Raw genomic sequence first — 13,160 nt, 5'->3', positions numbered from 1 at the left:
GGTCACCCGATTCCGGGGAGGAGAGTGAGGAGCAGGTCGATGAGCTTGATGCCGATGAACGGTGCGATCAGACCGCCCAGCCCGTAGACGGCGAGGTTGCGGCGCAGCATCCTGTCGGCGCTGACCGGCCGGTACTGCACGCCCTTGAGGGCGAGTGGCACCAGCGCCACGATGATCAGCGCGTTGAAGATGATCGCCGAGAGGATCGCGGAGTTGGGGCTGGACAGCCGCATGATGTTGAGGGTGTCCAGGCCGGGGTAGGCCACCGCGAACATCGCCGGAATGATCGCGAAGTACTTCGCGACATCGTTGGCGATCGAGAAGGTCGTCAGCGCGCCCCGGGTGATCAGCAGCTGCTTGCCGATCTCGACGATCTCGATGAGCTTGGTCGGATTGGAGTCCAGGTCCACCATGTTCCCGGCCTCCTTGGCGGCCGAGGTGCCGGTGTTCATGGCCACGCCGACGTCCGCCTGCGCCAGCGCGGGCGCGTCATTGGTGCCGTCGCCGGTCATCGCGACCAGCTTGCCGCCGGCCTGCTCCCGCTTGATGAGCGCCATCTTGTCCTCGGGGGTGGCCTCCGCGAGGAAGTCGTCCACACCCGCCTCATCGGCGATGGCCTTGGCCGTCAGCGGGTTGTCACCCGTGATCATGACGGTCTTGATGCCCATCTTGCGCAGCTCGACGAAGCGTTCGCGCATGCCGTCCTTGACGACGTCCTTGAGGTGGATGACTCCCAGGACGCGGGGCCCGCTCTCGTCCTCCAGGGCGACCAGCAGCGGCGTGCCGCCGGCCTGCGAGATCGCGTCGGTGAGCTGCTGCGCGTCCTCGGCGACGCTGCCGCCGCGCTCCTTGACCCAGGCGAGGACCGAACCTGACGCGCCCTTACGGACCTTGCGCCCGTCGGCGTCCACACCCGACATCCGGGTCTGGGCGGTGAAGGGCACCCACTCGGCGTCGGCCAGCTCCCCCTGGTGCCGCTCGCGCAGCCCGTACTTCTCCTTGGCGAGGACGACGATGGAGCGGCCCTCCGGCGTCTCGTCGGCCAGCGAGGACAGCTGGGCGGCCTCCGCCACCTCGGCCTCGGTGGTGCCGCGTACGGGGACGAACTCGGCGGCCTGGCGGTTGCCGAGGGTGATGGTGCCGGTCTTGTCGAGCAGCAATGTCGATACATCGCCTGCGGCTTCGACGGCGCGGCCGGACATGGCCAGGACGTTGCGCTGCACCAGCCGGTCCATCCCGGCGATGCCGATGGCGGAGAGCAGCGCGCCGATGGTCGTCGGGATCAGACAGACCAGCAGTGCGAGCAGCACGATCATGGGCTGTTCGGCGCCCGCGTAGATCGCGAACGGCTGGAGGGTGACGACCGCCAGCAGGAAGACGATGGTGAGCGAGGCGAGCAGGATGTTCAGCGCGATCTCGTTGGGGGTCTTCTGCCGTGCCGCCCCCTCGACGAGGTTGATCATCCGGTCGATGAAGGTCTCGCCGGGTTTCGTCGTGATCTTGATGACGATGCGGTCGGAGAGCACCTTCGTACCGCCGGTCACCGCGGAGCGGTCACCGCCGGACTCACGGATGACCGGAGCCGACTCCCCTGTGATGGCGGACTCGTCGACGGATGCCACCCCGTCCACCACATCGCCGTCACCGGGAATGATGTCGCCGGCCTCGCACACGACGAGGTCACCGATGCGCAGGTCGGTGCCGGGCACCTGCTCCTCGCTGCTCCCGCTCAGACGGCGCGCCACGGTGTCGGTCTTGGCCTTGCGCAGGGTGTCGGCCTGCGCCTTGCCGCGGCCCTCGGCGACCGCCTCGGCGAGGTTGGCGAAGAGGACGGTCAGCCACAGCCAGGCGGCGATCGCCCAGCCGAACCAGTCGGAGGGTGCCGTGCACGCGAAGATCGTGGTCAGCACGGAGCCGGCCTCGACCACGAACATCACGGGCGACGTGACCATGACCCGCGGATCGAGTTTGCGTACCGCGTCCGGCAGGGAGGTGATCAGCTGCTTGGGGTCGAAGAGACCGCCGCCCACACGGCCGTCGCCGGGCTTGTGCCCACTCGGGACGTCCTGGTGCGGAGCGCGGGTCGGAGTGGCGGTGGACATGGAGCCGGGCTCCTCCGGTTTCACGGGGACGGTCATGACAGCCCCTCCGCCAGCGGCCCGAGGGCCAGCGCCGGGAAGTAGGTCAGACCGGTGATGATCAGGATCGTGCCGACGAGCAGCCCGGCGAACAGCGGCTTTTCGGTACGGAGGGTGCCCGCGGTCTCCGGGACCGGCTTCTGCTCGGCGAGCGAGCCGGCCAGGGCGAGCACGAACACCATCGGCAGGAAGCGGCCGAGCAGCATCGCCAGACCGATCGTGGTGTTGTACCAGGGCGTGTTGGCGTTGAGGCCGCCGAACGCGGAGCCGTTGTTGTTGGCGCCGGAGGTGAACGCGTAGAGCACCTCGGAGAAGCCGTGCGAACCGGCGCCCAGCGCCTTGGTGTTGAGCATCGAGCCCAGCGCCTCCGGCAGCACCATCGAGGCGGCGGTGAAGCCGAGCACCAGCGTCGGGGTGATGAGGAGGTAGCAGGCGGCGAGCTTGATCTCGCGGGTGCCGATCTTCTTGCCGAGGTATTCGGGGGTGCGGCCCACCATCAGTCCGGCGATGAACACCGCGATGATCGCCATGACCAGCATGCCGTAGAGGCCGGAGCCGACACCGCCGGGCGCGATCTCGCCCAGCATCATGCCGAGCAGCTGGATACCGCCGCCGAAGGCCGTGAAGGAGGAGTGGAAGGAGTCCACCGCGCCGGTGGAGGTGAGGGTGGTGGCCACCGAGAAGATCGAGGAGCCGCCGACGCCGAAGCGGGTCTCCTTGCCTTCCATGGCGGCGCCCGCGGCCTCCAGGGCCGGGCCGCCGTGGGCGAACTCGGTCCACATCATCAGCGCGGTGAAGCCGAGCCAGATGATGCCCATCGCGGCGAGGACGGCGTACCCCTGCTTCACGTTCCCGACGAGCCTGCCGAAGGTCCGGGTGAGCGCGAACGGGATGACGAGGATCAGGAAGACCTCGAAGAGGTTGGTGAAGGCGTCGGGGTTCTCGAAGGGGTGGGCGGAGTTGCCGTTGAAGTAGCCGCCCCCGTTGGTGCCCAGCTCCTTGATGACCTCCTGGGAGGCCACCGCGCCCCCGTTGGACTGCTGGGAGCCGCCCATGAACTGGCCGACCTCGTGGATGCCGGAGAAGTTCTGGATGGCACCACAGGCGACCAGGACGACGGCGCCGATGACGGCGAGGGGAACCAGCACCCGTACGGTGCCGCGGACCAGGTCGGCCCAGAAGTTGCCGAGCTCGCCGGTGCGGACGGGGGCGCCCTCTGCTCGAGCGGAGCCGAGACCTCGGTGGAGGGCGAAGCCGCGGACGAGGGCGATGGCGACGGCCATGCCGGTGGCGGCCGAGACGAAGTTCTGCACCGCGAGCCCGGCGGTCTGCACGACGTGGCCCATGGCCTGTTCGCCGCTGTAGGACTGCCAATTGGTGTTGGCGACGAAGGACGCCGCGGTGTTGAACGCCTGGTCCGGGCTGATGGACGCGAAGCCGAGGGACAGCGGCATACCGCCCTGGACACGCTGGAGCAGGTAGAGGAGGAGCACCCCCGCCGCGGAGAACGCCAGGACCGCGCGCAGATAGGCCGGCCAGCGCATCTGGGCGTCCGCATGCGCGCCGATGCAGCGGTAGATGACCTTCTCGATGCGCAGGTGCTGGGGAGAGCTGTAGGCGGCGGCCATGTAGTCGCCGAGGGGACGGTACGCCAGGGCCAGCGCCGCGACGAGCGCTATCAGCTGGAGCACGCCTGCGAGAACGGGGCTCATGTGGCCCGCTGCGGCAGCAGCAGTCGACACCTCAGAACCTCTCCGGGAAGACGAGGGCGAGGACCAGGTAGCCGAGCAGGGCGACGGCCACGACCAGGCCGACGATGTTTTCTGCGGTCACAGCTTCGCCACCCCCCGGGCGACGAGAGCCACCAGCGCGAAGACCGCGATCGTGACGACGACGAAGGCCACATCGGCCATCGTGTGCTCCTAGTTGAATCGGGGAGGAACGGACCCCTAGAGCAAAGCGCTGTTCCCGCCGTAGGCGATCGCCGTTGACGCCTCTCTTACGGCCATTAGCGCCCCGTTGACGACTTTCCTACGCCTCGCGACCTGACCTGCACCAACGGAAGGGCCCGCACCCCCCATCGGGGAGTACGGGCCCTTGCGACCGTCACGATCCGGCCGTCACCGGGGCGCCTTCACGCTGCCCGGTCGCCGGAGATGCTCAGCGGATCTCGGTGATCTCCGGTCCACGCTCCAGGCGCTCCACACCGCCGCCGAAGCGCGACTGCTCGACCGGCTCCTGCTGCACACCGTCCGGCACCATCTGGGCGTCGTCCGGCAGCTTCAGGACGATCGGGTCGCGGGGTGCCATCGGGGCGTCGCCGCGGATGATGACGGTGTCCCGGAAGATGTGTTCCAGCACGCCCGCGGCCTGCGGCTGCACCGCGCCCTGCCCGGAGATCACACCGCGCAGGAACCACCGGGGGCCGTCGACACCGACGAAGCGCACGACCTGCACACCGTTCGTGCCGTCCGGGAGCTGTACCGGTACCTGGGCACGCAGCTCCCAGCCCAGCGGGCCCTCGACCTCGTCGATGACGCCGCCCTGCTGGGTGATGCCGGCGGCGATCTCCTCGCGGACCTCGCCCCAGATGCCCTCGTTCTTGGGGGCGGCGAAGGCCTGTAGCTGTACGGCACTGTCCTGAAGCACCACGGTCGCGGCGACGATGGCGTCACCGGCGACCTCAACCCGGAGTTCCATGCCCTCGACACCGGGCACGAACAGCCCGCCGAGGTCCACCCGGCCCTCACCGGGCTCGGAGACCTCCGACGCGTCCCAGGGACCGTCGGGGCGCGGCGCGGGCGGAAGATTGAGCCGCTGCTGCGGCGCCTCGTCCTCATCGGCGTCGCTCACCGCGTGCTCGTCGAGCGTGGTGTCCTCGACCGACTCTTCAGGAGCCTCGTTCTTCTTGCGACGTCCGAACACGTCACTGTCCTTCCCGGTCGGCACCGACCGATGCGTATTCATTCCCGCCCGTGGAGCCGCCCACCGCCGCATGACCGCCGGTGGAACCGAATCCCCCCTCGGCCCGCGCCGAGCCGGGAAGTTCCGCCACCTCGTGGAAGCGCACCTTCTCGACCTGCTGGACGACCAGTTGGGCGATCCGGTCGAACCTCTCGAACCGCACGCTTTCGCGCGGGTCCAGATTGACCACGATCACCTTGATCTCTCCACGGTACCCGGCATCCACCGTCCCGGGGGCATTCACCAGCGCCAGGCCGCAGCGCGCGGCCAGTCCGGACCGCGGGTGCACAAATGCCGCATACCCGTCAGGCAGGGCGATCGACACCCCGGTGGGCAGCACGGCGCGCTCCCCCGGTGCGAGCTCGGCGGCCTCGGTGGTCACCAGGTCCACCCCCGCGTCGCCGGGATGCCCGTACGACGGAACGGGTACGTCCGCATCCAGCCGCCGCAGCAGCACATCCACCGGATTCCGTACCTGACTCACGGGTTCACCTCAAAGGCACGCGCTCGCTTGGCCTGGTCCGGGTCGGCCATCGCCGCCTGGATCTCCTCGGCCCTTCCGTTGTCAATGAAGTGGTCGACCTTCACCTCGATGAACACGGCCTCGGCGCGCACCGCGACGGGACCGTCCGGGCCGCCTATGCGCCCCACGGCCGTCGAGTAGATCTTCCGCCCGTGCACCGCGGTGACCCGCGCGTCCAAGTGCAGCACCGTGCCCAGCGGCACCGGCCGTACGAAGTCGGTCTCCAGCCGGCCGGTCACCGCGATCACCCGCAGCAGCCAGTTCAGCGAGCCGAGCGTCTCGTCCAGCGCGGTGGCCAGCACTCCGCCGTGCGCGAGACCGGGCGCACCCTGGTGGGCCTCCTTGACGGTGAACTCGGCGGCCACGCTCACGCCGTCCCCGGCCCGCGCCTCCAGATGCAGGCCGTGCGGCTGACCCGTGCCGCAGCCGAAGCACCGGTCGTAGTGCGCGCCGAGGAGTTCTCCGGGGGCCGGCGCGTCGGCATGCCGGACCGGAGCGACGGCGTCCGCCGGTGGCGTCAACCGCGCCCTGGGTTCGTCAGTTCCACTCACGAGTGCAGACCCTACCCGCGCGCGTAAGGGGCCCGCGCCGCCGTGCCAAGCTGGAGCCATGCAGTCGTACGAAGAACGCCTCACCGCGCCCCGGTCCTGGTGGGTGATCGCCGCGCTGGTCGGCGTCGCCTGCGCCTTGATGCTGCTCCCTCTGGGGACGCTTCCGATGCTCGGCGGCCTGATCGGCGGGGCGGCGCTGTCCGCGGTCGCGGTGAGCACGTACGGCTCGGCGCGGATCCGGGTGGTGGGCGGTGCCCTGATCGCCGGCGACGCGAAGATCCCGGCGACCGCACTGGGCGAGGCGCGGGCGCTGGACGCGGACGAGGCGCTGGCGTGGCGTACGCACAAGGCCGACGCCCGCGCGTTCATGCTGCTGCGCGGCTATATCCGCACCGCGGTGCGGGTGGAGATCACCGATCCGCAGGACCCGACGCCGTACGCCTATCTCTCGACGCGGGCGCCGGAGCGCCTGGTGGCAGCGCTGGCGGCCGTACGCGCCTGAGCTGCCTCTCCGGGAGGCCCGGGGTCAGCCGCCCTGGGGCGGGGCTTCTCCGGCCGGCCCGCCGTCCCCCGGAGCGCCCGCCGCGGAGTCGGGCAGGGCCTCCCAGGGGACCTGCTTCGTGCGCAGATCCTTACGGATTTTTTCCGCAACTTTTCTGGTGTCCCTGCGGTTCATGAACGCGCCGACGGTGGCGCCGATCATGAACGGGGTGAGGTTGGGGAGGTTGCGCAGCGTGCGCTTCATGATCTGCTGGCGCAGTTCCCGCCTCATCTGCACGCCGAGCGCGATGTTCAGCGAGGCCGGTTTGGTGATGTCGACGCCCCGCTCCTCCGTCCAGGACGTCAGATAGGCCATGCCCCGCTGCCGGAAGTTCCCGGCGGGCCGGAGGCCGTAGACCTCGTGCAGCTCGGCGATCAGTTTGATCTCGATCGAGGCGACGCCGGTGACCTCGGCGGCCAGCTCGGCCGGCATGGCGGGCGGTACGGGCAGCATCGCTGCCGCGCCGACGCCCGCTCCGACGGTGGCGGTGGCCCGGCAGGCACCCGCGACGAGCTTGTCGGCCAGGTCCTCGGGGGTCAGTCCGGGGAACTGGGCGCGCAGGGTGGCGAGGTCGCGCACCGGGATCCGCGGGGCGGTGTCGATGATCCGGTCGGCGGTCACGGCAAGCACAGCCCGCACCCTGCCGCCGGTCCTCCCGGCACCGCGGCCGACCGTGGCCGCGAGCGAGGCCGTGCGGCCTCTCCCCCGCTCTCGGCTTCGCTCGAGCGGGAGGTGCCCCCACTGCAATGCACCGGTCGTCCGCTCCGCGGGAAGGGCGGTCGGGTCGGCGGGCACGGGCGCGGTTTCCTCGCGTGATCGTGCGCCGGCCGCCGAGCCTTTGACGCCCTTGGAGCCCTTGCGGAACGGGTTCACGCCTGCCACGGCGTAGACCGGTCTCAGGCCGCGCAGTCGCGGCAGATCGGCTGCCCGTTCTTGTCCTCCGCGGCGAGCTGGCTGCGGTGGTGGACCAGGAAGCAGCTCATGCACGTGAACTCGTCCTGCTGCTTGGGCAGCACGCGCACGGCCAGCTCTTCGTTGGACAGGTCCGCTCCGGGCAGCTCCAAGCCCTCGGCCTGCTCGAACTCGTCGACGTCGACGGCCGAGGCCGACTTGTCGTTGCGCCGCGACTTCAGCTCTTCAATGCTGTCCTCGTTGAGGTCGTCGTCGGTCTTGCGTGGGGTGTCGTAATCCGTAGCCATTTTCGCTCTCCCCCTCTGGGTGTCTGCGGTGTCTCAGCGCTCGTAACGCGTGAGAGGCCGGACTTGTGCCCGACCTGAGGCGGAGATTTTGCCTCACATCAAGGTCTGTTACTCAATCGACACCCAACCGCACCCCTGAAGAGGTGATCGGTTTGGATGGCGATCAGGACCGTACACGGTCCGAATGTCGCACCTCGCGCAGCCCACCACCTGTACTTCCCGTGATCTCACCCCCCGGAAACCCGGACTTCCCCGGCATTCCGACGTGGTTTTCGATCACGGAGCGTAGATGGCTGGAAAATCGCGCCTGTGAGGCATCACACACGCACAGACCGGCAGGCGGACCGGCTCAATTCAGCGCAAAGCGAACTCGGCGAAGGATCCACGCCGACCCCCCTTCTCGTCAAACCGGCAGGCGAAGCGGCGTATGGCCGCGAGACGGGCGATCGTACGCACAGATGTCCGACGACTGCCCACGGGGGCGCGCAGTCGCTCCAGCGGGCGTACAACCGCCCTGTGGCCTGCGTCAGAGCGGCAGGACGACCCGCATGACGAGTCCGCCGCCCTCGCGGGGCTGGGCGGTGATGGTGCCGTCGTGTGCGCGGACCACGGAGCGGACGATGGACAGGCCGAGGCCGACGCCCTTGTCGCTGCCGGTGCGCTCGGTGCGCAGCCGCCGGAAGGGCTCGAAGAGGTTCTCCACCTCGTAGGCGGGGACCACCGGTCCGGTGTTGGCGACCACCAGGACCGCGCAGCCGGGCTGCGGCTCGGTACTGACCTCCACCCAGCCGTCCTCGGGCACGTTGTAGCGCACCGCGTTCTGGACGAGATTGAGCGCGATGCGCTCCAGGAGGACGCCGTTTCCCTGCACGAAGACCTGCCCGCGCACCCCGCGGAACTCCACCCCCTTGCCGTGCGCCTCCGCACGGCTCTGGTCGACCGCCTGCGCGGCCACCTCCGACAGATCCACCGGCCGCTTGTCGACGACCTTGTTCTCACTGCGGGCGAGCAGCAGCAGGCCCTCCACCAGCTGCTCGCTGCGCTCGTTCGTCGCCAGCAGCGTCTTGCCCAGCTGCTGGAGCTCGGGCGACGCCTCCGGGTCGGCGAGCTGGACCTCCAGCAGCGTCCGGTTGATCGCCAGCGGCGTGCGCAGCTCGTGCGAGGCGTTGGAGACGAACCGCCGCTGCGACTCGAAGGCCCGGTCGAGGCGGTCCAGCATCTCGTCGAAGGTGTCCGCCAGCTCCTTGAGCTCGTCGTCCGGCCCGCCCAGCTCGATCCGCCGGTGCAGATCCGACCCGGCCACCCGCTGCGCGGTACGCGTGATCCGCCCCAACGGCGACAGCACCCGCCCCGCCATCGCATAACCGAAAGCGAAAGCCACCACCGTCAGACCGAGGAGGGCCAGCAGGGAACGGTTGAGGAGGCTGTTGAGGGCCACCGCGCGCTGGTGCTGAAGGCACTGCTCGACAGCCTGCTGGAGCAGCTGCCCGGAGGTCTCGGTGGGCAGGTCGCAGATGTCACTGGTCGACTGGAACTTTCCGCCGAGGATCTTCAGCGGCAGCGCACTGCCGTCGTGCAGCGCGTCCGCGGCCAGCATGTAGATGATCGTCAGCAGCACGATGCCGGCCATCAGGAACATGCCGCCGTACAGCAGCGTCAGCCGTATCCGGATCGTGGGCCGCAGCCACGGGAACGGACGGACATCGACCGGCCTGGGGTCCCAGGTCGGCTTGGGGGGAACGGGCGGCGGCGGGGCGGCCGCCTTGGAGAACGAGGGCAGGGAGGGCATCGCCGGTCAGATCCGGTATCCCGAGCCGGGGACGGTCACGATCACCGCGGGCTCGCCGAGTTTGCGGCGCAGCGTCATGACCGTCACCCGTACGACGTTGGTGAACGGGTCGGTGTTCTCGTCCCAGGCCTTCTCCAGGAGCTGCTCGGCCGAGACGACCGTGCCCTCGCTGCGCATCAGGACCTCCAGCACCGCGAATTCCTTCGGAGCGAGCTGGACCTCCTTGCCGTCGCGGAAGACCTCGCGGCGGTTGGGGTCGAGCTTGATGCCGGCCCGCTCCAGGACGGGCGGCAGCGCGACGGTGGTACGGCGGCCCAGGGCGCGTACGCGGGCGGTCAGCTCCGTGAACGCGAAGGGCTTGGGAAGGTAGTCGTCCGCGCCGATCTCCAGGCCCTCGACGCGGTCGCTGACATCGCCGGAGGCGGTGAGCATCAGGACGCGGGTGGGCATCCCCAGCTCGACGATCTTGCGGCAGACATCGTCACCGTGGACGACCGGGAGGTCACGGTCGAGCACGACGACGTCATAGTCGTTGACCGCGATCCGTTCCAGAGCGGCAGCGCCGTCGTAGACCACGTCGACCGCCATGGCCTCCCGGCGTAGTCCGGTGGCCACCGCATCGGCGAGCAGCTGCTCGTCCTCGACGACGAGAACACGCACGTCGCTAGTCCTTCCTCAGGGCCCTTTCGGGCAGGCACAACAAAGTCTTCAGAGCTCCTCCATCCTGCCCCGAAGAGCCATAAACCGGCGGTAAGAGGGGTGCGGAGGGGTGGAGGGCCGGGCCGAGACGCCCGACGGGCAGGATTCCCGGGCGGGTTGAGGTTTCCCTGAGGTGGGGGGTGGGGAGGACGACTGCACACCCGAGATCACGCCCTGTTTTTTCGGCTACTTGCCATGAACTGATCCATCGCAGGGCCCACGCAGTGATCGACCCACCCGTCGGCACACCCCCGTGCCCACCGACCCACGACGAGGGGGCGCACATGGACGCGTTCACCGCAGGCATTTTGCAGCGCATAGAGAACACCGAAGCCGTTCTGGACCGTGCCCGCGCTGCGGGCGATGACTTCCTCGCCGAGGTCGAGCAGGCAGAACTCGAAGACCTCCAGCGCCTGGCGACCGAGCACGGCGTCCGGTACGGAGCGGTCAGCAACGCCTGACCGCTTCCCGGCGTACGGGGACAGCGCCCCGGCATCCAGGGGATGGTGCCGGGGCGCTGTGCTGCCCGGACGGGGGCCGGATCAGTCGTGCCAGGCCCCGAGCTCGTCCAGGAGCGGCTGGAGCCGCTCGAAGAGGGCCGGGGAGGCAGCGAGCGTCAGCTCATGGGAGGCCGGCTGTCCGGGACGGCCGCCGGTGAGCGCGCCGGCCTCGCGGGCGATCAGGGCGCCGGCCGCCAGGTCCCAGGGGTTCAGCCCGCGCTCGTAGTAGGCGTCGAGCCGGCCGCAGGCCACATCGCACAGGTCGATCGCGGCCGAGCCGGCGCGGCGGATGTCGCGGACCTGCGGCAGCAGCGTGCGCACCACCTCCGCCTGGGCGGCCCGGCGCTCCGTGAGGTAGCCGAACCCCGTGCCGACGAGCGCCTGGGAGAGCGGCGGCGCGGGCCGGTGGTGGAGGCGCTCGCCGTTGTTGAACGCGCCACGGCCCACGACGGCCTGGTAGGTCTCGCCGCGCATCGGGGCGGCAACGACCCCGACGACCACCTCGCCGTCCTTCTCCGCCGCGATGGACACCGACCAGGCCGGCAGCCCGTAGAGGTAGTTGACGGTGCCGTCGACGGGGTCGATGACCCAGCGGATGCCGCTGGTGCCGTCGGAGCTGGCGCCCTCCTCCCCCAGGAAGCCGTCGTCGGGGCGGTGCTCCCCGATGAAGCCGGTGATCAGCTTCTCGGAGGCGAGGTCCATCTCGGTGACGACGTCGATGGGGCTGGATTTGGTGGCGGCCACACCGAGGTCGGCGGGACGGCCGTCGCGCAGCAGCGCACCGGCACGGCGGGCGGCCTCCAGGGCCAGTTCGAGAAGTTCGTCGTACAGTGCGTCGCTCTGCGCCGGGGCGGTCTGCGGGGCGTCGGGGTGCAGCGGGTCGGGCACGATGCTCCTTGCTCGGACGAGCGGTGGTCGGGGTGGGGCTTTCCGCGCGGGCCTCGGGGGCTTTAGGCGCGGGCCTCGGCGGCCGGGCCCCGCCAGTCGGCGCCGGCGGCGGCCGGGCGCGGTGCGCGCGCGGGGCAGCAGCCGACCGGGCACAGGTCGTGGCCGGCGCCGAGGGAGCCCAGGGCGCAGCGCTCCGGGGTGCGGCCCCGTTCGGTGGCCGCGCGCTCCAGGAGGAGGTCGCGGACGGCCGCGGCGAACCGGGGGTCGGCGCCCACGGTGGCGGACCTGGCGACCGGGAGGCCCAGCTCGGCGGCCTTGGCGGTGGCTTCGGTGTCGAGGTCGTACTTGACCTCCATGTGGTCGGAGACGAACCCGATGGGGGCCATCACGACGGCCGGGACGCCCGCGGCGTGCCGCTCCTCCAGGTGGTCGCAGATGTCCGGCTCCAGCCAGGGGATGTGCGGGGCGCCGCTGCGGGACTGGTAGACGAGCCGCCAGGGGTGGTCCACACCGGTCTCCGCACGGACGGCTTCCGCGATCACCCGTGCCACGTCCAGGTGCTGGGCGACATAAGCGCCGCCCTCGCCGTCCTGGGTGTGGTCGGCGGGGGTGCCGGAGGTGTCGGCTGCGGCGGTGGGGATGGAGTGCGTGGTGAAGGCCAGATGGGCGCCGTCCCGCACCTCCTCGGGCAGGGCGGCGAGCGACGCCAGCACACCGTCGGTCATCGGGCGGATGAAGCCGGGGTGGTTGAAGTAGTGCCGCAACTTGTCGACCTGCGGCACCGGCAGACCCTCGGCCCGGAGGGCGGCGAGGGCGTCGGCGAGGTTCTCGCGGTACTGGCGGCAGCCCGAGTACGAGGCGTAGGCACTGGTCGCCAGTACGGCGATACGGCGGTGCCCGTCGTGGACCATCGTGCGCAGGGTGTCGGTCAGGTAGGGCGCCCAGTTGCGGTTGCCCCAGTAGACGGGCAGGTCCAGGCCGTGCTCGGCGAAGTCCTTGCGCAGTGCGTCCAGCAGTTCCCGGTTCTGCGCGTTGATGGGGCTGACGCCGTCGAACAGGAAGTAGTGCTGCCCCACCTCCTTGAGACGCTCGCGGGGGATGCCGCGTCCACGGGTGACGTTCTCCAGGAAGGGGACGACGTCGTCGGGGCCTTCGGGACCGCCGAAGGACAGCAGCAGCAGGGCGTCATAAGGGCGGGGATCGCACTGTTCGGGCATGCCATCGATCCTGCCACCCTTCCCACGGGGGCGGCGGGCAGGTCCCGTCGCCGGGAGGACCCACGGGCCCCGGAGGGCGTGGCCGAAAAGCCGAGGCGTACGGCGCCACCCCGCCCGTAAGCTGTATCGGCCCCTGTCATTCCTTACCGAT

General features: G+C 70.2%; 14 protein-coding genes. 2 read left to right on the top strand and 12 right to left on the bottom strand.

Features of this window, described 5'->3' with window-relative positions; genetic code table 11:
* Positions 1-2: 2 nt before the first annotated feature.
* The 6 genes from kdpB to K7C20_RS27690 form a co-directional block, all read right to left on the bottom strand.
* The gene (gene kdpB / locus K7C20_RS27715; protein WP_053208798.1) at positions 3-2,138 is read right to left on the bottom strand and encodes a potassium-transporting ATPase subunit KdpB; all 2,136 of its coding nucleotides are present in this window, start codon (positions 2,136-2,138) and stop codon (positions 3-5) included.
* Positions 2,135-3,850: a potassium-transporting ATPase subunit KdpA gene (kdpA, locus tag K7C20_RS27710; protein ID WP_053208797.1), complete on the bottom strand. Its 1,716-nt coding sequence runs from the start codon at positions 3,848-3,850 to the stop codon at positions 2,135-2,137. Before kdpA ends, kdpB begins: the two co-directional genes overlap by 4 nt.
* A 31-nt stretch (positions 3,851-3,881) precedes the next feature.
* Positions 3,882-3,971, bottom strand: a complete 90-nt coding sequence (gene kdpF / locus K7C20_RS27705; protein WP_033264828.1) for a K(+)-transporting ATPase subunit F — start codon at positions 3,969-3,971, stop codon at positions 3,882-3,884.
* A 327-nt stretch (positions 3,972-4,298) separates the two neighbouring features.
* Complete coding sequence (locus K7C20_RS27700) at positions 4,299-5,063, bottom strand: DUF3710 domain-containing protein (RefSeq protein WP_030089251.1); 765 nt, start codon at positions 5,061-5,063, stop codon at positions 4,299-4,301.
* 1 nt (position 5,064) lies between these two features.
* Positions 5,065-5,586, bottom strand: coding sequence for a dUTP diphosphatase (gene dut, locus K7C20_RS27695; protein ID WP_037840401.1), 522 nt, complete (start codon positions 5,584-5,586; stop codon positions 5,065-5,067).
* A complete protein-coding gene (locus K7C20_RS27690) occupies positions 5,583-6,176 on the bottom strand; it encodes a PaaI family thioesterase (protein WP_030089247.1) in 594 nt (197 codons plus the stop codon). Before K7C20_RS27690 ends, dut begins: the two co-directional genes overlap by 4 nt.
* Positions 6,177-6,234: 58 nt before the next feature.
* Between K7C20_RS27690 and K7C20_RS27685 the strand changes: the two genes are divergently transcribed.
* Complete coding sequence (locus tag K7C20_RS27685) at positions 6,235-6,678, top strand: DUF3093 domain-containing protein (RefSeq protein ID WP_030089245.1); 444 nt, start codon at positions 6,235-6,237, stop codon at positions 6,676-6,678.
* A 24-nt stretch (positions 6,679-6,702) separates the two neighbouring features.
* On the opposite strand, the gene K7C20_RS27680 is transcribed toward K7C20_RS27685, so the two are convergent.
* From K7C20_RS27680 to K7C20_RS27665, 4 genes are all read right to left on the bottom strand, one after another.
* Complete coding sequence (locus tag K7C20_RS27680; protein WP_409351326.1) at positions 6,703-7,599, bottom strand: hypothetical protein; 897 nt, start codon at positions 7,597-7,599, stop codon at positions 6,703-6,705.
* A 14-nt stretch (positions 7,600-7,613) separates the two neighbouring features.
* Entirely contained in the window at positions 7,614-7,916 is a 303-nt protein-coding gene (locus K7C20_RS27675) for a DUF4193 domain-containing protein (RefSeq protein WP_003982531.1), read from the bottom strand.
* Between the two features lie 526 nt (positions 7,917-8,442).
* The gene (locus K7C20_RS27670; RefSeq protein ID WP_222892668.1) at positions 8,443-9,705 is read right to left on the bottom strand and encodes a sensor histidine kinase; all 1,263 of its coding nucleotides are present in this window, start codon (positions 9,703-9,705) and stop codon (positions 8,443-8,445) included.
* A 6-nt stretch (positions 9,706-9,711) separates the two neighbouring features.
* The gene (locus tag K7C20_RS27665) at positions 9,712-10,365 is read right to left on the bottom strand and encodes a response regulator transcription factor (protein WP_006602630.1); all 654 of its coding nucleotides are present in this window, start codon (positions 10,363-10,365) and stop codon (positions 9,712-9,714) included.
* Between the two features lie 323 nt (positions 10,366-10,688).
* Here K7C20_RS27665 and K7C20_RS27660 point away from each other — a divergent pair, with 323 nt between their 5' ends.
* Positions 10,689-10,865 (top strand): hypothetical protein, encoded by a 177-nt coding sequence (locus K7C20_RS27660; RefSeq protein WP_167352535.1) that lies wholly within the window; start codon positions 10,689-10,691, stop codon positions 10,863-10,865.
* 81 nt (positions 10,866-10,946) lie between these two features.
* On the opposite strand, the gene K7C20_RS27655 is transcribed toward K7C20_RS27660, so the two are convergent.
* Entirely contained in the window at positions 10,947-11,792 is an 846-nt protein-coding gene (locus K7C20_RS27655; RefSeq protein ID WP_053210052.1) for an inositol monophosphatase family protein, read from the bottom strand.
* Positions 11,793-11,854: 62 nt separating this feature from the next.
* Positions 11,855-13,009: a ferrochelatase gene (locus tag K7C20_RS27650; RefSeq protein ID WP_053210051.1), complete on the bottom strand. Its 1,155-nt coding sequence runs from the start codon at positions 13,007-13,009 to the stop codon at positions 11,855-11,857.
* Positions 13,010-13,160 lie beyond the last annotated feature (151 nt).

Origin of the sequence: Streptomyces decoyicus (assembly GCF_019880305.1) — a bacterium.
GTDB classification, from domain to species: Bacteria; Actinomycetota; Actinomycetes; order Streptomycetales; family Streptomycetaceae; genus Streptomyces; species Streptomyces decoyicus.
The sequence above is the reverse complement of the archived record's forward strand: the minus strand, read 5'-3'. Positions and strand labels throughout refer to the sequence as shown.